The sequence below is a fragment of the Aeromonas sp. Marseille-Q5825 genome (assembly GCF_946892685.1).
Classification (GTDB): domain Bacteria; phylum Pseudomonadota; class Gammaproteobacteria; order Enterobacterales; family Aeromonadaceae; genus Aeromonas; species Aeromonas rivipollensis.
This window is the reverse complement of the sequence record NZ_CAMPOU010000002.1, coordinates 108,843-131,434: the sequence shown is the minus strand read 5'-3', so window position 1 is coordinate 131,434 and position 22,592 is coordinate 108,843. Positions and strand designations below refer to the sequence as shown.

Annotated in this window: 18 protein-coding genes, 1 tRNA gene and 2 pseudogenes; 10 read left to right on the top strand and 11 right to left on the bottom strand. The window is 61.3% G+C overall.

Features of this window, described 5'->3' with window-relative positions:
* Positions 1-277 precede the first annotated feature (277 nt).
* Positions 278-577 (top strand): hypothetical protein, encoded by a 300-nt coding sequence (locus OC537_RS07340; RefSeq protein ID WP_005303889.1) that lies wholly within the window; start codon positions 278-280, stop codon positions 575-577.
* Positions 578-928: 351 nt separating this feature from the next.
* Positions 929-1,339 carry an H-NS family nucleoid-associated regulatory protein gene (locus OC537_RS07335; protein WP_262110628.1) on the top strand — a complete coding sequence of 137 codons (411 nt, stop codon included), beginning with the start codon at positions 929-931 and terminating at the stop codon, positions 1,337-1,339.
* 397 nt (positions 1,340-1,736) lie between these two features.
* On the opposite strand, the gene OC537_RS07330 is transcribed toward OC537_RS07335, so the two are convergent.
* The 3 genes and pseudogenes from OC537_RS07330 to OC537_RS07320 all read right to left on the bottom strand — a co-directional run bounded on the left by OC537_RS07330 (position 1,737) and on the right by OC537_RS07320 (position 3,490).
* Positions 1,737-2,564 carry a Fic family protein gene (locus OC537_RS07330; RefSeq protein WP_223930090.1) on the bottom strand — a complete coding sequence of 276 codons (828 nt, stop codon included), beginning with the start codon at positions 2,562-2,564 and terminating at the stop codon, positions 1,737-1,739.
* A 66-nt stretch (positions 2,565-2,630) separates the two neighbouring features.
* A pseudogene (locus OC537_RS07325) lies at positions 2,631-2,864 on the bottom strand (DUF4172 domain-containing protein); the annotation flags it as partial.
* Between the two features lie 419 nt (positions 2,865-3,283).
* Positions 3,284-3,490 (bottom strand): helix-turn-helix domain-containing protein, encoded by a 207-nt coding sequence (locus OC537_RS07320; RefSeq protein ID WP_005895552.1) that lies wholly within the window; start codon positions 3,488-3,490, stop codon positions 3,284-3,286.
* Between the two features lie 118 nt (positions 3,491-3,608).
* Here OC537_RS07320 and OC537_RS07315 point away from each other — a divergent pair, with 118 nt between their 5' ends.
* Both OC537_RS07315 and OC537_RS20670 read left to right on the top strand, forming a co-directional pair.
* Positions 3,609-4,181, top strand: coding sequence for a hypothetical protein (locus tag OC537_RS07315; protein WP_005895555.1), 573 nt, complete (start codon positions 3,609-3,611; stop codon positions 4,179-4,181).
* Between the two features lie 150 nt (positions 4,182-4,331).
* Positions 4,332-4,637: a hypothetical protein gene (locus tag OC537_RS20670; protein WP_162626920.1), complete on the top strand. Its 306-nt coding sequence runs from the start codon at positions 4,332-4,334 to the stop codon at positions 4,635-4,637.
* Between the two features lie 654 nt (positions 4,638-5,291).
* Here the strand turns inward: OC537_RS20670 and OC537_RS07305 are convergent.
* Positions 5,292-5,368, bottom strand: a tRNA-Pro gene (locus tag OC537_RS07305).
* Between the two features lie 203 nt (positions 5,369-5,571).
* Here OC537_RS07305 and folD point away from each other — a divergent pair.
* Positions 5,572-6,429 carry a bifunctional methylenetetrahydrofolate dehydrogenase/methenyltetrahydrofolate cyclohydrolase FolD gene (gene folD / locus OC537_RS07300; RefSeq protein ID WP_005326697.1) on the top strand — a complete coding sequence of 286 codons (858 nt, stop codon included), beginning with the start codon at positions 5,572-5,574 and terminating at the stop codon, positions 6,427-6,429.
* Positions 6,430-6,545: 116 nt separating this feature from the next.
* Here the strand turns inward: folD and OC537_RS07295 are convergent, their stop codons facing one another.
* The 3 genes from OC537_RS07295 to OC537_RS07285 form a co-directional block, all read right to left on the bottom strand.
* On the bottom strand, positions 6,546-7,709 hold the full coding sequence (locus OC537_RS07295) for a trans-sulfuration enzyme family protein (RefSeq protein ID WP_106886616.1): 1,164 nt from the start codon (positions 7,707-7,709) through the stop codon (positions 6,546-6,548).
* Between the two features lie 126 nt (positions 7,710-7,835).
* Entirely contained in the window at positions 7,836-8,864 is a 1,029-nt protein-coding gene (locus OC537_RS07290; RefSeq protein WP_262110627.1) for an isopenicillin N synthase family dioxygenase, read from the bottom strand.
* A 404-nt stretch (positions 8,865-9,268) separates the two neighbouring features.
* Complete coding sequence (locus tag OC537_RS07285; protein WP_262110626.1) at positions 9,269-9,907, bottom strand: NAD(P)-dependent oxidoreductase; 639 nt, start codon at positions 9,905-9,907, stop codon at positions 9,269-9,271.
* Positions 9,908-10,008: 101 nt separating this feature from the next.
* Here OC537_RS07285 and OC537_RS07280 point away from each other — a divergent pair, with 101 nt between their 5' ends.
* A complete protein-coding gene (locus OC537_RS07280) occupies positions 10,009-10,911 on the top strand; it encodes a LysR family transcriptional regulator (protein ID WP_262110625.1) in 903 nt (300 codons plus the stop codon).
* A 61-nt stretch (positions 10,912-10,972) separates the two neighbouring features.
* On the opposite strand, the gene OC537_RS07275 is transcribed toward OC537_RS07280, so the two are convergent.
* The gene (locus tag OC537_RS07275) at positions 10,973-11,713 is read right to left on the bottom strand and encodes an SDR family oxidoreductase (protein WP_262110624.1); all 741 of its coding nucleotides are present in this window, start codon (positions 11,711-11,713) and stop codon (positions 10,973-10,975) included.
* 184 nt (positions 11,714-11,897) lie between these two features.
* Here OC537_RS07275 and OC537_RS07270 point away from each other — a divergent pair.
* Positions 11,898-12,876: pseudogene (locus OC537_RS07270) on the top strand (helix-turn-helix domain-containing protein).
* A gap of 63 nt (positions 12,877-12,939) precedes the next feature.
* Here the strand turns inward: OC537_RS07270 and OC537_RS07265 are convergent.
* Positions 12,940-14,460, bottom strand: coding sequence for a sensor domain-containing diguanylate cyclase (locus OC537_RS07265; protein ID WP_262110623.1), 1,521 nt, complete (start codon positions 14,458-14,460; stop codon positions 12,940-12,942).
* Between the two features lie 422 nt (positions 14,461-14,882).
* Between OC537_RS07265 and OC537_RS07260 the strand changes: the two genes are divergently transcribed.
* Together OC537_RS07260 and OC537_RS07255 are read left to right on the top strand one after the other, a co-directional pair.
* Complete coding sequence (locus OC537_RS07260) at positions 14,883-17,027, top strand: TonB-dependent siderophore receptor (protein ID WP_262110622.1); 2,145 nt, start codon at positions 14,883-14,885, stop codon at positions 17,025-17,027.
* A 65-nt stretch (positions 17,028-17,092) separates the two neighbouring features.
* Positions 17,093-17,869, top strand: coding sequence for a siderophore ferric iron reductase (locus OC537_RS07255; protein WP_410050463.1), 777 nt, complete (start codon positions 17,093-17,095; stop codon positions 17,867-17,869).
* Between the two features lie 79 nt (positions 17,870-17,948).
* On the opposite strand, the gene OC537_RS07250 is transcribed toward OC537_RS07255, so the two are convergent.
* Positions 17,949-18,884, bottom strand: coding sequence for a LysR substrate-binding domain-containing protein (locus OC537_RS07250; RefSeq protein ID WP_234690918.1), 936 nt, complete (start codon positions 18,882-18,884; stop codon positions 17,949-17,951).
* A 160-nt stretch (positions 18,885-19,044) separates the two neighbouring features.
* Between OC537_RS07250 and metE the strand changes: the two genes are divergently transcribed.
* Positions 19,045-21,324: a 5-methyltetrahydropteroyltriglutamate--homocysteine S-methyltransferase gene (gene metE, locus OC537_RS07245; protein WP_262110621.1), complete on the top strand. Its 2,280-nt coding sequence runs from the start codon at positions 19,045-19,047 to the stop codon at positions 21,322-21,324.
* Between the two features lie 102 nt (positions 21,325-21,426).
* Here the strand turns inward: metE and OC537_RS07240 are convergent, their stop codons facing one another.
* Positions 21,427-22,545: a glycosyltransferase family 9 protein gene (locus OC537_RS07240; protein WP_262110620.1), complete on the bottom strand. Its 1,119-nt coding sequence runs from the start codon at positions 22,543-22,545 to the stop codon at positions 21,427-21,429.
* Positions 22,546-22,592: the final 47 nt, after the last annotated feature.

The window sequence follows — 22,592 nt, the reverse complement described above, 5'->3', positions numbered from 1 at the left end:
CATTCAGTGACCATCAATTTTGATTATCGTTGTGGCATCTTAGAGGCAGCCGACACAAAAACTGGCCGAGAATGGTGTTGGTATAAGGGTGATCCCGAGGTTACCAGAACTGAAAATGGCGAGTTATTGAGTTCGATAGGTGTTCCTATCGGCGCCACTGTTGTCGAAGTGAAAGCTCTCATTCGCATGGATACCAGAAAGTAACCAAAACAAGTTGCAATATATATAGTGTGTCCGCGTATGATAACTCCTATTCTCATCAGATTAGGAGCGTAGCATGCTCGTAAAAGAAATTGTGCCAACAGAGCAGGTCGTTGACATTCTCTGTGATGTCTGTGGTCGTAGTACAAAAACGAATTTTGGAACCAATCAATACGGCTCGTTATCGGCGGATTTTGGCTATGGTTCCCGTCACGATGGTGAACGTTATAAGGTGCATCTGTGTGAAATGTGCTTTTTCGGTACACTCGCAACAGTGAGGGAGATGCATCGCGGGGAACATATGTTTGACGATGACTATGAGGCTGCAAACCCAGACACATTTGGGCGTGATTATTCTAATAGGGAAATAATATGAGTAATATGCTCCCATACTCTAGTTTGTGTGGAGATAAAAATCTCTTATCATCGACTCATTCTGTGAGCCAATGATACTTTTCAATCGGCTCATTTCGTGAGCCGAACAAGATCCTTCATCGGCTCATCTGGTGAGATGGTCTCAACGCTCACTACCACCTAGATTTAATTTTTGGCTACATAGTTTCATAGCAGATTGGAGCTAGGCTATTAAATAGATTCAAGCGCAATTTAGCTCACGATTTTTGAATGATGCTATTTCCAAACTATCTTGGTGCAAAAAACAGTGGAGCTGATGCTGAGATTGAGAGATAATTTTCATGATATAAAAATGTGATACATGAGGCTATCAATGAACGATTTTTTGAAAACACTGATGAATATTCGTAGTCTGCGAGCTGTACTGCGTGAGTTGTCTTATGAGCAGTTGGTCGAGGCTAAAGACAAATTTGACGAAATCTATGCCGAACGTGAGCAGCAAGAGAGCAAATTGAGAGAAGAGTCAGCTGAACGCCTGCAAAAACTGGCTGAGTTTACCGAGCTGCTGAAACAAGCGGGCATAGATCCGAGTGAGCTGGTTGGCACTGCGGCTCCAGCGAAAGCTGATGGTTCAGCCAACAAAGTCAAACGCGCTCCCCGTCCTGCAAAATACAAGTACACCGAAGGCGGTCAGGAGAAGACATGGACTGGCCAGGGGCGCATGCCCAAGGCCATTGCAGACGCTGTTGCGGCTGGAAAAGCACTGGATGACTTCTTGATCTAATGCTGAGAGCCCATGCCTGCTCGGCGTGGGCCTTTAATTCTATCTGTAGTAGGAGCACCGTATGGGGAGGACATTGGAGGATATGATTTCATCCGAATCACCCGAGGTTGTCCAGAGAGCCAAGGCGCTGGCCGAAGAGCAACTGGTACGTCTCAGTGTGACCAAACTGCTTTCAAATCTCGGGCCTGGTGATGTTCCTGCAATAGATCCCGATGTTCTCGATAGTTTGTTATCACTCAAAAGATTAGTTGAGAGCCATGAGTGTCGGTTAAGTCTATTCGTTCATATGCCTGACGGCACACATCATGGCGTCAACATTTAACTAAATAGCGTCATTTGTACACCAATCGCAGCTCTCATCTACCAGATGAAATTAACGCCCCATGGCGATGCTTTTTCAAACTCCCTCGGTGTGCAAGCAGATCTGATAGCGTGTATTGCGTCCGCCACCAGGTAATTTCTCAATGCATCCCCTCTCCACCAGTTCAGCCAGATGGCGTGTGGCAGTCGCCTTGCTGACTCCGGCGACTTTTTGATATTGACTGGCACTGATGCCATTTTCAAAACCCTGTTCGCCGCCATCCAGTAAACGATTCAGCACTTTGGTTTGCTCTGGACTCAGAGCGTCATTACAGTGCCGCAACCAGAAAAATGTCTTGGCGAGAGAACGATCAATAACCTGTAATGCCAGCTCTATGGCGTAATCCAGTGTGTCGAGGAACCAACAGATCCAGGAGGTAATATCTAGCGGGCCCCTCTGCGCTGACTCAAGCGCCCGATAGTAGTGATCCCGCCGTTCGAGAATTGCAACTGACATGGCATACAGCCGGATACTTTGGCTGTCAGCCTGTGACAGCGCGAGATCGGTCAATGCCCGCGTGAGCCGCCCATTACCATCATCAACGGGATGCAGGGTCACGAACCAGAAATGGATGATTGCCGCACGAAGAAGGGGATCCATCGTGGGGTCATGCCGAGTCTGGTTAAACCAGGGGATGAACTCGGCCAGTTGATCGTCCAGTGTTGCTCTGGGCGGTGCCTCAAAATGCACGGTGGGGCGATCAACACGCCCAGAGACAACCTGCATCGGCTCATCTCCTCGCAACTGCCCTACGTTCACTGGCTGCACCGACCATTCGTTGGCGGGGAACAGCCAACGATGCCATTGGTAAAGCCGCTCAATCGTCAATGGCTGTCCATGATTGTCGATGGCGTCCAGCATCATGGCCGCGAGCCCCTCTGAGCGATCTGACACGGGATAGGACGGAGTTTCTGATCCCCCTAACCGCCTAGCCAAGGAGGAACGCACGGATTGGGCATTGAGACGCTCACCCTCAATAGCGGATGAGGAGATGATGTTAGCCAGTAACGTATCCAACGTTTGGTCGGAGTTCCCCAATCTGGAATGACTACCTATTAGCATTCCCAGCCTGCGTTGAGCATGCCGTAATCTGGGCAATATCTCGCTATCCTGCCAACGAAAATGGGGCCAATCAGCTTGTTGCCAAATCCAAAATGGTTCCATTATTTCCTCATCCAACGTGCTAGGGTCTCAATAATGAGCCGACCCAGCCCATCATTCGGCTCAATGTTTGAGCCGAATATAACACATGCAGCAGAACAGCAGAGCTGGTAGAGCTGGTAGAGCTGGTGATGAGGATGGAGATCCAGGCTGAAAATCTCAGACCGGAGCTAATGAAAAACTGGATTTATTGCTGCTGTGTGGCGCTACAGCAACCAGTAGATAGACAAGGCGGGAGCTCGTTTTCGTTTCGAATGCTTTTTGGGAGCTTGCAGCTTGCGCTGCATGAAGCCACGCACACGCAGATGCCCTTAGGTCTGCTCACTCATATGCCTGATGGTACTCGCTATGCCATCACTGTGAATAATTATAGGGAAATTTAGTTTTATCTGGGTGAAGAGATAATTATTTGGCAAATATATCTATGGCAGCAGATCGCGAATGTCACACCCCATAACCCTGGCAAGACGATAAGCCTTTTCCAGGGTGACATTGACCTCACCACGCTCAATTCGTCCTACGTAGCTTCTATCAATTTCGGCCGCATATGCGAGTGCATCTTGCGATACGCCCAATTGAAGCCGTCTATCACGTACAGCATCACCAAATTTTTTTGCTAGCTCTTGCATGTCTCGCCTCTCGCTGGCGAGCACTATCTCTGGTTGTCTGGCTAACGACCACGGATTATAATCCGCAAACGAGTTTAGATTTCCACTAAGTGTTTTCGTTCGAGGCCCAGGATTACTTATGAGCTCCCAGACCGTGTGGTTACCAACCGCGCTCTACACCGCACTCATTCGATGGCAGATGGATGACTTCACTGCGATAGGATTTGTAAATGCCATTTTTGGTGACAAAGCAGAATCGCAGATACGTCAGCGGCGTTATCGTTATACCTTCATTTATCGGCATCTGATCAAGCTCGTAAATAAGGGACTTCTAAAAAGGAAGCATGTTGATGATGGGAAGCGCTGTTCTCATTTCATCAGGACTCCCAAGTTCGATGAAGTGCATTTCAAAGAGGAATTTATTGGGCCTTGTGCGCTTGTAACGGAATCGGGTAAGGAGCGTAAGTCGGAAACGTATGAATCCGTCCTGGAAGGACTGATCGCGAGAGCACAGCACTACCGTAAGGGGTTGCAGGAATGTGATTCAATGCTCGCTGAGTACCAGCAATTAAGAGTGGACTTCTCCATATTGGATCCAGCGATTGAAAGTGCCATCAGCAATACCGTTGCAGAGAAACGCGATTTGCGGGGCAGGCTGGAGGCCGTGGAGAGGCTTTTGAGGGGGTTGATTGCGTTTAGAAGTGCCTCTTGATGTAACCGTTCAGCGTCAGGGGATTGATGCACACAGTTCGGAGTGAATGGGGTAATCCGTTTTCTCGATGCGGGCTCGGATAATGGTATGCAGTCACTCTTGGGGTCAATGTCCCAAGCGTTTGGTCGTCTCAACCAACGAAAGTAAGCGTTGACGAAACAGCTCCCCACTCAGGGCGATAACAGCCACGTTGCGCAGTACATGGGCCCAGCAAAGCAGGCGCAGACTCGTGCAGATAAACCGGTAGCCAGCATACAGGCCCGCCACCAATACACCAGCCAACTCCTACTCCAGCAGGCGCTTGGCGACATCAATGCCACGCCCGTTGGCTGTCATAAAACAGACCGCTATCTTGCTCAGAGCCATACACACATAGATCCGATCGATAAGGTTGTCATGAGCCAACACTTTGCTGTGGAGGAGGTGATGAGGGCGTACTCATCCAAAGACCAATAAGGTCGTCATTGGTTGTCTAATGGGGGAGGGGGGGGATTTAATTGAGAGGTTATAGAAGTAAAAAAGCCAGCTAATGCTGGCTTTTTTACTTCTGAAAATGGCGTCCCGTGCAGGATTCGAACCTGCGACCATCCGCTTAGCTTACCACTACAGCTTTCACTGCCACCCGAGGGTGTTTGTGGTCTGGACTATATCTTCACCCACAGCATTATCTGTTTGGGTGGAGGGCGCTAATGATGTATTCCGCAATGAGATCGCATTGCACCATCTAGTCTCTGCACCTTCTCTACACGCTTGTAGAGCTTGGCTCAAGATTACCACCGCCATTACGCGCTGAGGCTTCCTTGAATTCACCCTCTCCACTGTATAGGTTTCCCTGTACAGGCTCCTAATAACTTAAAGGCGGATGCTCTATCCGACTGAGCTAACGGGACAAATTTTACAAATCAACAACATCTTAAGAGCTATGCAAAATGGTAACTCTTTTTTGTAAGGAGTAACAGCAAGGCTTTACTAGGTAACCTTACCATCTCTCCAGCCCTTGCCTGCTCTAGTCACCTCAAAAAGTGGTAACACTTTGGGGGTTAGTTTTGCTCTATCCGACTGAGCTAAGGGCGCTCTGTATCGAGCCGTCACAAGACGTCTCGATGAACCTGGTCGGTGATAAAGGATTCGAACCTTTGACCCTCTGGTCCCAAACCAGATGCGCTACCGGGCTGCGCTAATCACCGAAATCTCATCGTCCAGCATACCGGGGGCGGTACGACTGGGCAACGGGCGGGCATCATACCCAAGCGTCAAAGTCAGCGTCAATGACTTTTTCCGCCAGTAAATTCAAATGCCTACTTATTGCCCGCCAGGCGAGAGCCGCTAACACCCGCGCCAAAAAAATGCGACAATGCGCGGCAGTTGAACACATGGTGAGTGAAGAACGATGTCTGCCAAAATCATTGATGGAAAACAGGTTGCGCAAACGATTCGCAATCAGGTCGCCGAACAAGTCCAACAGCGGTTGGCACTGGGCAAGCGGGCACCGGGTCTGGCGGTGATCCTGGTGGGGCTGGATCCGGCGTCCCAGGTCTATGTGGGCAGCAAGCGTCGTGCCTGTGAAGAGGTGGGGTTTGTCTCCCGCTCCTATGATCTCAGCGCCAATGCGACCCAGGAAGAGTTGCTGGCCCTGATCGACCGGCTCAATGAGGATGCGGAGGTGGACGGCATTCTGGTGCAACTGCCCCTGCCGGCTCATTGCGACACCACCCAGGTGCTGGAGCGCATTCGTCCCGACAAGGACGTGGATGGTTTCCACCCCTACAACGTGGGTCGTCTGGCCCAACGCATCCCGGCGCTGCGTCCCTGCACCCCCAAGGGGATCATGACCCTGATCGAGGCGACCGGCGTCAAGACCCACGGTCTGCATGCTGTGGTGGTCGGTGCCTCCAACATAGTCGGTCGCCCGATGACGCTGGAGCTGTTGCTGGCGGGTTGTACGACCACGACCTGCCATCGCTTCACCCAGGATCTGGAGGCCCAGGTGCGCCGTGCCGATCTGCTGGTGGTGGCGGTGGGCAAGCCGAACTTCATCCCGGGGGAGTGGGTCAAGCCCGGTGCCCTGGTGATCGACGTGGGGATCAACCGCCTGGCCGACGGCTCCCTGGTGGGGGACGTGGAGTTTGAAACGGCGCGCAATCATGCCGCCTTCATCACCCCTGTGCCCGGTGGCGTGGGACCCATGACGGTGGCCAGCCTGATGGAGAACACCCTGAGCGCCTGCCAGGATTATCACGACGCCTGAGCAGGGCCCCTTCCCGCACTAGGGAAGGGATGAGAGAAAGGGAAGGCCTGGCCTTCCCTTTTTTATTGCTGGTCGAACGTGATGCTCTGCCGAGGCGACTGATCAGGGTGGCCTTGTCAGATCAGGGCCAGCGCCGCAGCCAGATCGGCGATGAGATCATCGGCGTCTTCCACTCCGATGCTGAAGCGGATGAGATCGTCGTTGACCCCGGCCGCGAGGCGGCTCGCCTCGTCCATGGCCGCATGGGTGGTGCTGGCCGGATGGCAGGCCAGGCTCTCGAGATCCCCGAGGCTCACCGCCTGCACGAACAGCTGCAGGTTGTCGAGCAGGGTGGCGCAGCGGGCAAAGCCCCCTTCCAGCTCTATGCTCACCATGCCGCCAAAGCCGCTGGCGAAGGCACCGAGGGCATCGTGACCCGGATGGCTGGCAAGCCCCGGGTAGATCACCTTCTTCACCGCCGGGTGGGCGGCGAGGAAGTCTGCCACCTTCTGGGCATTGTGCAGGTGGGCATCCATGCGCAGGGGCAGGGTCTTGACACCGCGCTGCAGCAGGTAGGCCTCCTGTGGCCCAATGGGGGAGCCTATGTGCTTGAGGGCCACGGTGCGCACCGACTTCATCAGCGCGTGGGAGCCGGCCACCACACCGGCGATGATGTCGCCGTGGCCGCCCAGGTACTTGGTGCCGCTGTGCATCACCAGATCGATGCCCAGCTCCAGCGGGCGCAGCAGATAGGGGGTAAGGAAGGTGTTGTCACAGACGCTGATGGCGCCCACCTTGCGGGCGGCTTCCACCACCACCCGGGGATCCACCACCTTGAGGGTGGGGTTGGTCAGGGTCTCGAACAGGATCACCTTGGTGGCGGGGCTGATGTTGGCCAGCAGATCCTGATCGCTATCGTAACTTGTGATGGTGATGCCGGCGCGGCTGAAGGTCTGCTTGAGAAACGCATCTGTACCGCCGTACAGCGGGCCGACATAGGCCACTTCATCCCCGCTGCTGGCCAGGGCATAGAGGATGGCGCTCACCGCCGCCATGCCGCTCGCCACCACCAGCGCCTCGTCGGCCCCCTCCAGGGCCGCCAGTTTCAGCTCCAGCTCGGCGGTGGTGGGGTTGCCGAAGCGACTGTAGATAAAGCCCGGGGCCTGGCCTGCGAACCGCTCCTTGCCCGCCTGGGCATTGACGTAGCTGAAGGTGCTGCTCTGGTAGAGCGGTGTGGTGAGGGCGCCGGTCTGGGGATCGATCCGTTGGCCGCTGTGCACGCTCATGGTCTTGAATTTCATCGTTTTGCTCCGTGGTCGCCAGGCTATGGCGTTGTTGTTCTGGTGTGGAAATCTGTGGAGGGGGCCGCGCCGGCGCCCCTCTCCTGTGGTCGGGATGGCGGCTTGTTGCCATCCCCCTTGATGGCGTCAGGCCGGTACCGGCTCCTGCGCTACCCTGTGTTGCTGAGCATAGTGGCGCGCCGCCACATCGGGATGGGAGCGCAGTCGGCCCTTGAGCACGTTCTCCCCCACCTGATAGAAGAGGGGGTTGGCCGGGTCGCTCTCTGGCCCTTGTGCCTGCGCCGCCAGCTCGGGGGAGAGCGACAGCAGCGGCACTGTTGCATCGAGTCTCGCCGCCATGAAGAAGGCGCAGGAGAGACGCGAGACTCCGGGGGGCGGGCTCTGTACCCGGTGCAGGGTCGCCTTGAGATAGCCGTTGGAGGCAAGCTCCAGCAGCTCGCCGATGTTGACCACCAGGGCGCCGGGCAGGGGCGGTGCTGAAATCCAGCCGTGCGCCGTCTCCACCTCTAGCCCCGAGTGATCGTCCTGCATCACCAGGGTCAGGTAGCCGGGATCCTTGTGGGCGCCGACCCCTTGGCCGCTGCCTCCCGCTTCCCGTCCCGGGTAGTGAATGAGCTTCATGTGCTGATAGGGGGCGCCCTGGATGCTCTCGTCGAACACCCCGGCCGGTTGCTCCAGCACCTCGGCAAAGGCGGCGAGCAGGGTGAGGGTGATGTCGCTCAGCCGCTCCTGCCAGTCCAGCAGTTGCGTCTTCATCTCGGGCAGGGCGGTGGGCCACTGGTTGGGCCCTGTGAGCCGCTGCCAGGGTTTACCGGTCTGCGCCAGGGGGAGGGCCTGCTCCTCGTTCATGATGTCGAACTGCTCCCGCCTGTCCGGCCGCTCCCGGGTGAGCTCGGCCCCCACCAGGTTGTAGCCACGAAAGTGGGGGGAGTGCACCATCTGTACCGCCAGCTTCTCCTGCAGGGGCAGGGCGAAGAAGCGAGCCGCCAACGCCAGGGTCTCCCGTTGCTCCGCCTCGCTCAGACCATGGCCTGTCAGATAGAAGAAGCCGATGTCGCGGGCCGCCCGGCCAAGCTTGGCCAGCATCTGGCGACGCTCCTCGGGGGTGCCATTGATCGCGGCATAGTCGATGATGGGCAGTGATGAATGTTCCATGTGCATCTCCTCACTTGCCGGATGTCGGGTGCAGTCCCGAGGATCCGGTACAAAGACGACGGTGTGGCTCGTGGCAGGAGTCGGGGTCTGTGGCTCACGATGGCACCATTTGGGTTGAGGGGGATGCTACTGTTCGGAGTTATAAGGTGGAAGCAACAAAATATTCTTAGTTATATACAAAAGTCGAAATAGAATTCGAGTCCTGTAGGGCAGCCTGTCGATTGCACGGAGAAATGCGCTCCTGCCGATCGCCTTGCCCCTGAATCCGCCTGGGGTCGGGGGCAGGGAGGGCACAGTGCCCGTGGGAGGCGAATGAACAAAGGGGAGGCATCAGCCTCCCCTTTGTTGGTGGGGCGCAAAGGATTGAGGGCTAGCGCCCGCTCGGTGCGCACCGGTCAGTGTCTTCAGTAAGCCAGGGTGAAGCGCTGGCGCAGGTGAGCCGGTTGTTCCGCTTCGTTGAGCACAGCGTTCGCCAGATCCCCGACCGTGATCCCGGCAGGCTTGTCGCCGCTAAAGAGCACCTGATCGCCCCCGAGACGGTAGCCGCCGCGCTTCTCGCCGGGTTCGAGGAACACGGGCGGGGAGACGAAGCGCCAGTCGAGGGCGGCTTCGCGGCGCAGGGCGGTGAGACCGTCGCGGGCCGCCAGGGCGCCCTGCTTCCACTCGGCCGGGAAGTCCGGAGTATCCACCAGCTGCACGCCAGGGGCTATCTCCAGGCTGCCGGCACCACCGACCACCAGCAACCAGCTGTGGGCGGCTTTGGCTGCCTCGACTATGGCGCTGGCGCCCTTGAGGTACTGGTCGTAGATGTCCGGTGCGGTCCAGCCCGGGTTGTAGGCGCTGATCACCCTATCCTGCCCCTTGAGCACCTCGGCCAGCGCCTGCGGGTCCTGGGCATCGACCGCCACTGTGGTGATCTGCGGGTGGGGGGCGACTTTGCTTGTGTCGCGCACTATGGCGGTGACGCTGTGGCCACGGCTGACGGCCTCATCGAGGATGGCTGAACCGACAAAACCGCTGGCACCTATGAGGGCAATTTTCATGGAGACGTCTCCTTCACTGTGGGAATGAGGCTATCCTACGCCCCCGGATGTGATTTAATAATCACCTCTAAATTGCATTCACTTGTAAGCTGGATTTAATAATGGATCAGCTCAGACGTTACGCCATCTTCGCCGCCGTGGTGGAGGCGGGCACCATGACGGGGGCCGGCAAGGCCCTCGGCATGACCCCCTCCGCGGTCAGCCAGCATATAGGCCAGCTGGAGAGCCTGCTCGGTCTCACCCTGCTCCATCGCTCCACCCGCCGCCTCAGCCTGACCGAAGCGGGGGAGGTGGTGTGGCAGGGGTGCCAGTCGTTGCAACAGACCCTCAACCAGACCGAGCTGCGCCTCTCGGAAGTGCGCGACAGCCTGCTCGGGGAGGTGCGGATCACCGCGCCCGTGGGCATGGCGGGCCAGCCGCTGGCGCTGGCCTTGTCGCCCCTGTTGCAGGCCCATCCGGGCCTCTGTATCCAGATCATCGCCGACGACGAGAAGCGGGATCTGATCAAAGAGCGCATCGACGTGGCGCTGCGGGTCGGCACCCTGCCGGACTCCACCCTGGTGGCCCGCAAGCTGGGTCAGACCAAGATGCTGCTCTGCGCCGCCCCCGCCTACCTGGCGCGCAAGGGGACGCCGCGCACCCCGGCAGATCTGGCCGCGCACGACTGGCTCAGTGGCGACATGCTGGGGAGCGGCTTGCTGCTCCTTGACGAGCGAGGGGGCGAGCACAGGGTGAGGTTCAAACCCAGGGTGCTCTGCAACAACGTCCTGCCTCTGCGCCAGTTTGCCCTGGCGGGGCAGGGGATCTCCCTGCAACCCGAGGGGGAGGTTGGCGAGGATCTCGCCCAGGGCCGCCTGCTGGAACTGCTGCCGGGCTTTCGGGTGCCGCCCATGGAGATCCACGCCATCACGCCGCAGCGGGAGATCCCCGAGAAGGTGCGGCGGGTGATCACCGCCCTGCGCAGCCATTTCGCCGAGCCAGGGGGGACGGCGCGCCCCTTGTAGCACCGACCAAAAGCAGGGGGCAGCCCGTTGGCTGCCCCCTGTGGGTCCCGCTTGTCCCGCGCTACTTCATATAGAGACCGCCGTTGATGGCCAGGGTCTCCCCCGTGATATAGGCCCCCGCTTCGCTGGCGAGGAAGGCCACGGCGGCGGCTATCTCCTCGGGTTTGGCGAGGCGGCGCATGGGGATGTCGGCCTTGATGCTGTCGAGGATGTCGGTGCGGATCGCCGCCACCATGGGGGTGGCGGTGTAGCCGGGGGCGATGGCGTTGACCGTGACCCCGAAGCGGGCTCCTTCCGCCGCCAGCGCCTTGGTAAAGCCCAGCATGCCCGCCTTGGCCGCCGAGTAGTTGACCTGACCGAACTGTCCCTTCTGGCCGTTGACCGAGGAGATGTTGATGATGCGGGCATCGCGCTGCTCGCACATGGCGTCGAACAGCGGCTGGGTCACGTTGTAGAGGCTGCACAGGTTGGTGTGGATCACCTCGAACCACTGATCCGGCGCCATCCGCTTGAAGGCGCCATCCCGGGTGATGCCGGCGTTGTTGACCAGCACATCCACCCGGCCCTCTTCTTGCAGCAGGCGGCCCAGGGTCTCGCGGCACATGGCGGTGTCGGCCACGTCCAGCGCCAGCAACCGCACCTGATCCTGGTGATAGCCCTGCTCTGCGTACCAGTCGTGGGCCGCCGCATTGTTGACGCTGGAGTGGGTGGCGATGATGCGATACCCCTGAGCCAGCAAGGCGGTGGTGATGGCGGATCCGATGCCGCCGCGGGCTCCGGTGATCAAGGCAATCTTCTTCATCTTGGCTCTCCCTGCATATCACGAGTTGAACTGTGCCCCTGGGGGCAATTGACAACCTTGTTTGCAAACAATGTGGCAGGGAAAGGCGTCACTTTTGTGACAAGGGGGCGCCTGGGGGAGAGTGCTCGCGAGGGATCCGGGCCGCCACCGGCCAGACGCCGGGGTTGCCGGGGCCGCACAAGGCTTGCCCCCGGCACGGCGGCCATGTTTAATGTGGCCACTTGGGCGACTGCGCCCCTTCGCCGGCACAGAGCCCGACCACAGCATGACAAGCTCCCTCGCTTTCCCAGACCCGGCGCCACACACGCGCCCCCATTTCACCCGCATCGAGCGGGTGCTCGACTACATTCACGCCCACCTGGATCAGCCCCTGTCGCTGGAGCAGCTGGCCGAGCAGAGCTGCTGGTCGCGCTGGCAGTTGCAGCGGGTCTTCTTGCACGAGACCGGCCAGACGGTGGCCCACTATGTGCGCGAGTTGAAGCTGAGCCTGGCGGCGGAGGCGCTGCTCTCGAGCCGTCAGCGGGTGCTGGATCTGGCGCTGAACCACGGTTTTGGCTCGGAAGTCAGCTTCAGCCGGGCCTTCAAGCAGCACTTTGGCTGCTCCCCCCTGGCCTATCGCAAGCGGGGCCTGCGGCTGGGGCTGCGTACCCCCCTGGTACGGGTCCCCATGCCCCTGGCCAGTCCCCCCAGACTGGTGCAGGTGCGGGTGGAGAGCCGGCCTGGGTTCACCCTGCACGGCGTCAGGGGGGAGATCCGGGGCCTGTTTGCGAAGGCGCCCGATTTTCAGCAGACGGTGCCCGCCATCTGGGGCGCCTGGCGCGAGGCGGGGGGGCGCCTGTCCTTCAGCGAGCTGCTCGGGGTGGTGGACGTGTCGGGGGGGGGAGCGGCTGCCTTACTGGGCCGGGGTGGCGGCAGAGGAGGGGAGCGAGCCCGGCCCCGGGCTGGCGCGCCTCAGGGTACCGGCACAGGAGTACGCCGTGCTGGGCCACCTGGGCCCCATCAGCCAGTTGGGGCAGAGCCTCAACTGGTTCATCCTGCACTGGCTGCCCTCTTCCAGCTATCGCGGGCTGGATGGCTTCGAGCTGGAGCGCTATGCCCCGGGCTTTGACGGCCAGCAACCCGATGCCTCCATGGAGTACTGGCTGCCCATAGCCCCCCGCTAAGCTCGGCAGCGAGGCCCCTCATGCCGCCTGCATGATCTCAGGCGGCCAGCCCCGTCAGCCCCGTCAGCCCGCAGGGTGAACCCGATTCTTGCCAGCCTCCTTGGCCTGATAGAGTGCCCGATCGACCCTTGCTATCAGCTGTGCGGCCGATTCATGGCGCCACAGCCCCAGCCCCGCCGAGAAGGTCACCACCAATCCGGCCTCTCGCCATTGACGCTGCAGGACTCGCAGGCGCCAGCGCTCCAGCAGGGCCAGTGCCTGGGCCTCGTCTTCCCCCGGGATCAGGATGGCTAGCTCCTCCCCGCCGTACCGGTAGAGCCTGGCCAGGCCGTCGGCCACCGTCATCCCTTCCTGCGCCACGGCCTGGAGGACGCTGTCGCCCACCAGGTGCCCCAGCTGGTCGTTGATGGACTTGAAGTTGTCCAGATCTATCATGCCGAGGGAGAAGGGGCGGCCGTCAGCCAGATGGCTGGCCAGATCCTGATCGAAGCTGCGGCGATTGAAGAGGCCGGTCAGGGCATCCGTGTTGGAGGCGGCGACGGCCTCCTGCATCTGGTGATGGGCGCTTTGGATCTCCTGGCGCAGCAGCTCTCCTGGCTTGCTCATGTCGATGCGGCCGACGCGCATCAGGGCGATGATCTCGACGATCATCTTGTTGATGGCATGGCGCAGTGAGCCCCAGCAGAGCAGGCAGATCAGCAGGCAGCCCGCCACGGCGATCTGCAACTGATAGGATTCGCTGTGGCTGGCCTCCTTGAACTCGGCGTCGCTGACGGTGTAGATGGCGAACCAGTCCGGGTTGGAGAAGGCGTAGTAGTAGACATGGGTCTGGTGTTCGGCGTCATAGAGATGGTCGGCCCCGTTGGTCATCTGTGCGATGAGCCGTGGCGCCAGCTGGCGGTGAAACAGGTTGCCCACATTGGCGTGCAGCAGGGTGTCGCCGGTACGGGCGATGAGATAGAACTCCCCCTTGAGGGGGCTCTTGAGCAGGCGCAGGGGATGGCTCATCTGCTCGAGATCTAGCTCCATGGCCAGGGTGCCAAGGGGAAAGCCCTCCCTGTCGACGATGGGCCGGGAGACGGAAATGGTCCGCTGCTGGTCAATCCTGCTGGCGTAGTGGTCCGTGTAGCTGACGAAGAGGGGGCGGGAGGTCGCGGATTTGAACCAGGGCCGCTCCCTGGCATCAAAGTCCGCCTCGACCGGCAGGTGGGGGACAGAGTTGAAACGCCCCTGCTGATCGGCGACCAGGATGCTTTTCACATAGGGGGTGAGGGACAACGTTTGCATCAGGGTCATGCGAAGGGGGGCGTGCCCGTTGCCGAGGAAGGCCTGCAGGGCGGGCTTGTCAATAAAGCTGCCGGTCTCGTTGAGGACGTGCTCCAGCGGCTTGAATTGCAACGCGATGAACTGGGTCGCCATGTTGTGCACGAACATGGCGGCCACCTTGTGATACTTCACCTCGGCCGCACGCTGGATGCTGCAGCTGACCCCCACCAGGGCGGTGAGCAGGGTCAGCACTATCACGGCGAAGGAGACGTGGAGCTGGGTGTGACAGTGCAGATCTTTATTGATGATGTCATTCATTGGCGTGATCGTTTGGCCTCGTATCGTCTCAAACAGGACTGATAAAAGGGGCCGCATACTATCGTCATCCCTGTCGGCAGGGCTTGACCCGGATCAAGGGTGTGGATGAAAAAAGAGCAAAAACTCTAAATCAAAGGCCGGATGCGAGGGTTGATCCGGCCCGGTTCGGCCAGCAGGGCAGGGGGCCTTGAGGCCACTCCGGCGAAAGCGCATCCAGACCAGCCCAAGGCCGCATCCTCTCCATTTGGCTTCCCCTGCACTCTATTTCACTCGTCACGAAGTCAGATGGCGCCCTTCTCTCCCCCTTTCTTTGTCACTGACCCGCCAACATGCCCCAAATTGTTAATTCCGGGGCAATTTAGAACAATAAAATGCAAATGATATTTGTTACTATTCACATGCAGTAGGCAGTCGAGGATCAGATGCAACTTGTTCACCCCCCATTGACCGTGGTCGCCGTGACCATCTCCACCCTGTTGGCAGGCTCTGTGCTGGCCGCCGCGCCCACCAGCCAGGACGCGGCGCTGGCTGACGAGACCCTGACGGTGCTGGGTCAGACCTATCGCAACACCGCGACCAAGACCCGGCTCGACCCCATAGAGACGCCCCAGGCGATCTCGGTAGTGGACAGCGAGACCCTGGAACAGCGTGGCGTGAGCTCGGTGAGCGAGGCGCTGCGCTACGTGCCCGGGGTCAATACCGAGCTGCGCGGCGGGGCGGTCAACCGGCTGGATCTGTTCAACATCCGCGGCTTTGACAACTACCAGAACTTCTATGACGGCCTCTTGCTGCAGTACAACGAGTGGAACCTGCAACCCCAGATAGATCCCGTGGCCATAGAGCAGCTGGAGGTGTTCAAGGGGCCGACCTCGGTGCTCTATGGCAGCATGCCGCCCGGTGGCATGGTCAACCTGATTGCCAAGCGTCCGCAGCGCGAGAGCAATCACAGTGTGAGTGTGGCGACCGGCACCGGCACCCTCAAGGAGATGACCCTCGACAGCACTGGGGCCATCAACGATCAGCTCGCCTACCGCGTGGTGGGGCTGGCCCGCCAGAAGGAGGGGCAGGCGGTGACCTCGGAGGAGGAGCGCTACGTCTTTGCGCCCTCCCTGGACTGGCAGCTCGGCGAGCGCACCCTGCTGAACCTCAACCTCTACTACCAGAAAGACCCCGAGGCGGGCATCTACACCACTGTACCCGCCAGCGGCTCGGTCAAGAGCAACCCCCTGGGGCAGCTTGGCAGCGATACCTTCCTCGGCGACCAGAACTGGAACGAGTACAACCGGGATGTGACCCTGCTCGGCTACAAGCTGAGCCACGACTTCAACGGGAACTGGCAGGTGCTGCAAAACGCCCGCTACATGGATGCCTCCGCCTATCAGCGCAACACCTACAACGCGGCCCTGGCGGCGGACAACCGCACCCTGGCCCGCAACGCTTATTTGACCGACGAGGCCTCAAAGGGCTTTGTCATCGACAACCAGCTGGCGGGCAAGGTGATGACGGGGCCGGCCCAGCACAACCTGCTGCTCGGGGTCGACTATCAATATCTGGACGCGCGCATCCTCTATCAGGACACCCTCGACTACTCTGCGCCCGCCATCGACATCTTCAACCCGGACCACAACCAGATCCGGCCCGATGCCCTGGCCTTCTCCTATGAGGATCGCAAGACCATCCGTCAGTCCCAGACCGGCGTCTATCTGCAGGATCAGGTACGCCTCGACCGGCTGGTGGCCATAGGCGGCGCCCGCTACGACAGCTACCGGATGGACACCGACAGCCGCGGTCTCTACCTGGGGGCCGCCAGCCAGTCCCTGGCCCAAGTCGATCAGGACAACCTCTCCTTCCGCCTCGGCGCCCTCTACGAGCTGGACTACGGCTTGTCACCCTATGTGAGCTATGCCGAGAGCTTCGAACCGGTACCGGGGGCGGACAAGAGCGGCAAGGCGTTCGATCCCTCTACCGGCCACCAGTGGGAGGGGGGGCTCAAGTTCCTCTCCGAGGACATGAGCAAGACAGCCACGATCTCGGCGTTCCATATCACCAAGGAGAACGCCCTGGTGACGGATCCGGACAACGTCTACGGGCCCAAGCTGCAGACCGGCGAAATCGTCTCCAAGGGGATAGAGCTGGAAGGGCGCGCCGATCTCACCAGCCGGCTGGATCTGGCGCTGAGCTATACCCGCCAGGACATGGAGATCACCCGCGACACCACAGACTTGCAGGGCAAGACCCCGGTCTGGGTGCCCAGGCAGATGGCCTCCTTGTGGAGCAACTACCAGGCGGGCGGCAGCCTGGAGGGGATGCGGGTCGGCGCCGGCCTGCGCTACGTGGGGGAGGCCCAGCTCGATGCCGCCAACACCGACACAGTGCCGGATTATCTGCTGATGGACATGTCCGCCTCCTATGATCTGGCCGCCCTCAGCGCGAGCCTGAAGGGGGTGGGGGCATCCCTTAGCGCCAGCAACCTGCTTAACAAGACCTACTACTCCTGCTACGACCAGAACAACTGCTGGTTCGGGGCTGAGCGCAATGTGGAGGCTCGACTCAAATACGTATTCTGACCTTGCGCCCCGGACCTGCGCCGGGGCATGCCCCCTCTGCGGGTCCCGATGGCCACCAGCACGCCCTGCCTCGCGGCCTCGGCACCCTGGCGGTGCACAGCCAGCATACCCTGCTGGCGGATCACGACGCCCTGTTTGCGGCGGCGGCCGGGCTCATCCCCTCCCTCAAGGGGCAGTTGGTGGGGGAGTCCTCCGCTCTGCTGACGGCCCCCTCTCATGGCGCCCCGAACGAGGTCGCGGCTGCCCTGCATGGCCACTGGCAGCAGACGCACCCGGAGGCGGGGGCGGCCTACTGGTTGACCCGCAGCTGGGGCATGCTCTGCTGGCAGTCCATCTATCTCGCCATGGTTGCCGTCTATCGGGTGGGGGCGGTGCCCGCCCTGGATCGGATGGGACAGGGCTATCAGGAGGGGCTGGTGTCCGGCTTCAGCCTGCCGGCGGAGCCCATGATCAAGGGGGAGGTGAAGACCCTGATCAAGGCGGCGGGTGAGCGGTTGCAGGCCCACTGGCAGGAATTGTTCGCACTGCTTGGAGAGGTGCAGCGGCTACGCCCCGGCTTCGTGCGCCCGCTCCTGGCGGACGATCTGCTGGCGGCCCTGGTGCGGGTGCCGGATTTCTTCGGGGAGATAAGCCCAGAGGTGGTCCAAGCCCATGCGCCGCTCTGGCTCGCCGCCTGCGGCCTGCCCGCCGGGCATCTGGCGGGCTGGCGTCCGGCCTCGCTCCCCCGGGATGAGGCCTTCCCTGGCTATGTGCGCCAGCGCTGCTGCCTGCACTACAGGCGAGGGGATGGGGAGCTTTGTGGCAACTGCCCGAGACGGCAGGGGGCCGCCAGCTGCGACTAGGGATCCTGAGGTGCCAGAGAGCAGGCACATGGAAAAGAAAGCGTGAGCGCCGCCCCTGGGGCGGCTTTTTCATACCCTTTTATTGCTCGGCCATCTGGGTGCGAATGCGCTCGAACAGGCTCTGCAGGCAGGGCTGATCCCGATCGGCGGCCCGCACGGCCCCGTACATATGGCGGCGGATCCCGCTGCCCAGGGGGCGCGCCTCGAGCAAGCCCTGGCGCACGAACTCCTCGCTGGCCCAGCGCGGCAGGGCGGCGACACCGAGCCCGGCGGCGGCCATCTGCAACATGACGGAGGTGTTGTCCACCGGCTTGCAGCGGGCGGGCTCCACCCCGGCGGGTTGCAGGAAGCGGCTGAACACGTCCATGCGGGCCCGTTCCACCGGGTAGACCAGCAGCACCTCCTGCTTGAGATCCTCCGGAACTATCCGGGCCTGGTGACAGAGGGGGTGATCGGGCGCCATCACCAGGGTGAGATCGAAGGCGAACAGGGGCTCGAAGTGCAGATCCCCGCGCGCCTGCACGTCCGAGGTGAGCAGCAAGTCGAGCTGGCCGCCGAGCAGGGCGCTGATGGCATCGAAGCCGGGCACCGACTCCACCTCGAGCGCCACCCCGGGCCACTGGCGGCGAAAGCCCGGCAACAGCGGCAGCAGCCACTGGATGCAGCTGTGGCAATCCAGCGCCAGGTGCAGCCTGCCCGCATCGCCGCTGTGCAGGGCCAGCAGCTGGCGCTCGGTCTGGGCCAGAGCGGGCAGCACCTGACGGGCCAGGGCCAGCAGATGCTGGCCGGCCGCCGTCAGCACCAGGGGGCGGCTCTTGCGCAGATAAAGCTCCAGGTTGAGGCGGGTCTCCAGCTCTTTCAACTGGTGGGAGAGGGCGGACTGGGTGAGGTTGAGACAGAGGGCCGCCCCCGCCAGTGAACCCTGCTCGGCCAGGGCGCTGATGGTCTTCAGGTGCTTGAGATCTATGCCCGCGTTGGTGTTCTGATGGCTGGTCGACTGGTTGGGCACACCCATGGCACTGCTCCTTTGTGCGTCGTTGAGGATTTCTTGAGAGCCAGTTGAAGAGGATTCAATAGCCAAGGCCACCTTATCTCGTCAATCTAGATGTGTAAACATCTGGATGGCTAAATCATCCAGTTTCCCATCAGATGAATGAGCATAAGGAATTGGACCTATGACACGAGCACACACCCTGGGCTTCCCCCGTATCGGCGCCAAGCGCGAGTTGAAATTTGCCCTGGAATCCTACTGGCGTGGCGAGACCACCCAGGCCGAGCTGGTCGCCGTGGGCAAGAGCCTGCGGGAACGCCACTGGCAGGCCCAGCGCACCGCCGGGGTCAACCTGCTGCCGGTGGGCGACTTCGCCTGGTACGATCAGGTGCTCGGCACCAGCCTGCTGGTGGACGCCGTGCCTGCCCGTCACCGCCATGTTGTCGATGGTAAGAGCGACACCGATCTCGATACCCTGTTCCGGGTGGCCCGTGGCCGTGCGCCCACCGGCCCCGCAGCTGCCGCCGCCGAGATGACCAAGTGGTTCAACACCAACTATCACTACCTGGTGCCCGAGTTCAGCCGGGATCAGCGCTTCAAGCTGGGCTGGAGCCAACTCTTTGAAGAGGTCGAAGAGGCCAAGGCGCTGGGGCTGCCGGTCAAGGCGGTGCTGCTGGGCCCGGTCTCCTACCTCTGGCTAGGCAAGGAGAAAGAGAGCGGCTTCTCCCGCCTCGAGCTGCTCGACCGCCTGCTGATCGTCTATCAGGAGATCCTGGCCAAGCTCGCCACCCAAGGGGTGGAGTGGGTGCAAATAGATGAGCCGGCCCTGGCGCTGGACCTGCCGGACGAGTGGCGCCTGGCTTACCTCAACGCTTACGAGCGCCTGGCCGGTCCCTGCAAGCTGCTGCTCACCACCTATTTCGGTTCGGTGGCCCATCAGCGCGACATCATCACCAGCCTCAAGGTGGATGGCCTGCACCTGGATCTGGTGGCCGCCCCCGAGCAGCTGGAGACCCTGGTGCCGCATCTGCCGGCCCAGTGGGTGCTTTCCGCTGGCGTCATCAACGGCCGCAACGTCTGGCGTGCCAACCTGGGCAAGCTGGCGCCGACGCTCAAAGCGCTGAAGGATAAGCTCGGCGAGCGCCTCTGGGTTGCCTCTTCCTGCTCCCTGCTGCACAGCCCGGTGGACTTGACCCTGGAGCACGAGCTGGATCCCCAGACCCGCAGCTGGTTCGCCTTCGCCCTGCAAAAGTGCTACGAGCTGGGGCTGCTCTCTGACTACCTGGACGGAGGGGATCTGGACAAGATCAGCGCCTACAGCCAGCCCATCGTCGATCGGGAGTCCGACAGCCGGGTCCACAAGCGTGCGGTGCAGTCGCGGCTCGCCAGCCTCACCAACAGCGATTTCGACCGCCAGAGCCCCTATCCGGTACGCGCCGAGGCCCAGCGCAATGATCTCAAGCTGCCGCTCTTGCCCACCACCACCATAGGCTCCTTCCCGCAGACCTCCGACATCCGGTTGCTGCGCCAGGAGTGGCGGGCCGGTCGCATCGACGACAGTGCTTACGAGGTGGGCATTCAGGCCCAGATCAAGGACGCGATTGAGCGCCAGGAGGCCATAGGGCTGGACGTGCTGGTGCACGGCGAGGCCGAGCGCAACGACATGGTGGAGTATTTCGGCGAGCTGCTGGACGGCTTTGCCATCACCCGCTTCGGCTGGGTGCAGAGCTATGGCTCCCGCTGCGTCAAGCCGCCGGTGATCACCCGTGACATCGACCGCCCGACCCCCATGACGCTGGCGTGGACCAAGTTCGCCCAGAGCCTGACCGACAAGCCGGTGAAGGGCATGCTGACCGGGCCCGTGACCATCCTCTGCTGGTCCTTCCCCCGGGAAGACGTGAGCCGCGAGCAGTCCGCCCTGCAAATTGGCCTGGCCATTCGCGACGAGGTGGCAGATCTCGAAGCCGCCGGCATCAAGATCATCCAGATCGACGAGCCTGCGATCCGCGAGGGCCTGCCCCTGCGCAAGCAGGATCACCAGGCTTACCTGGACTGGGCGGTGCGCGCCTTCCGCCTGAGCGCAAGCCCAGTGGTGGACAGCACCCAGATCCACACCCACATGTGTTACAGCGACTTCAACCTCATCATAGAGGCGGTGGCAGCGCTGGACGCGGACGTGATCACCATAGAGACGAGCCGCAGCCAGATGCAGTTGCTCGAGGCGTTCGAGCGCTTCAACTACCCCAACGAGATCGGGCCGGGCGTCTACGACATCCACTCGCCGAACGTGCCGAGCCAGGGCTGGATTGAAGACCTTATCCGCAAGGCGGCCAGACAGATCCCGGCCGATCGGCTCTGGGTCAACCCGGACTGCGGCCTCAAGACCCGCGGCTGGGAAGAGACCACGGCTGCCCTCAAGGTGATGGTCGATGCGACCCGGGCGCTGCGAGCCGAACTGGCCTGAGCAGCCTCTTACTGCTCGGCAGACAACGCAAGAGCACTGAGATAACGACAGAGGGAAGGCGCACGCCTTCCCTCTTTTTTGCATGAGGGCCTTGAGGCCCCCTCAGGGGGTGAGCAGCAGGGGGGCGCCGGTTTGCGGGTATGGTGCTGGGCTTTGCGGCCTGTGCCACCCCTGCGATGGCGCCTCCCGCGCCAGCGCCTCGGCCAGCCAGTGCCCGTCGAGGGGGATGGCATTGCGATCCTCGATCACCAGATTGCGGTGCTGGGCGCCGAGGCAGCCGTAGCGCGCCGGGTCTGTCTGGGTGAAGAGGCCGAGGCAGGGCACGCCGCTCGCGGCAGCCAGATGCAGGGGACCTGTGTCGCAACTGACGAAGAGGGCGAGGCCGCGGGTGAAGCGGGCCAGCTCGCTCATGTTGGCCAGGGATAGGTGCAGATCCCCCAGCAGGGGTTGGGGGGAAGCCGGATCTTCGAGCTGGATCAGCAGGGCATCGGGACTGTGGCGGCGCAGATCCCCGAGCAGTCGCCGCCACTGGGTGGCGGAGAGCCCCTTGCCCTTGCGGGCGCCGGTGAAGAAGCCGATGAGGGGGCGGCCCGGGTGAGCCCGCCGCAACGCGGCCAGCGGCGGGCAGGGTGCCTGGATCGCGCTGCCAAGCTCAATCTGCTCCGCCGGGTTGCCATGGCGACCGAGCAGTTGCAGGGGCTGGTGGGCGTAGTGGCAGCCACTGTCGGGGCTGAGGGGCTGATCGAACAGGGCATCCCCCTTGGCATCGTCAAAGCCGATCTTCTCGCCGGCCCGCGCCCAGGCGGCGATCAGGTGATCCGTGCTGGAGGCGAAGGGCACATAGACGCTGTCATAGTGCCGCTGGCGCAGGCGCCACAGCACCGCCAGGGCGCCGATCAGCTGCTTGCCCTGCAAGCGGACCCGATGGATGGCCCCCAGTTGCAGATCGGCGAGAAAGGGGAGCAAGGGGCCGCCGCTGCACACCAGCTCGATCTCGGCGTTGGGGTGATCCCGTCTCAGCCGCTGCAGGAAGGGCAGCAGGAAGAGGTTGTTGCCGATGCGGTTGGTGCTGCGAATGACCAGGATCCGCCGGGGCGCCTGAAGTGAGGGGGGCAGGCGGCCCCGTCTGGCCAGCCAGGCGAGGGTGGCCCGCTCCAGCCCGGCGGTCCAGCTGCGGCGCTGGCCATCGAAGCGGCGCAGGACATCTCTGAGAGTCTTCATAGCGTTTGGCTCCGTTCATGAGGATGGCAGCAAGGTGACAGCCGACC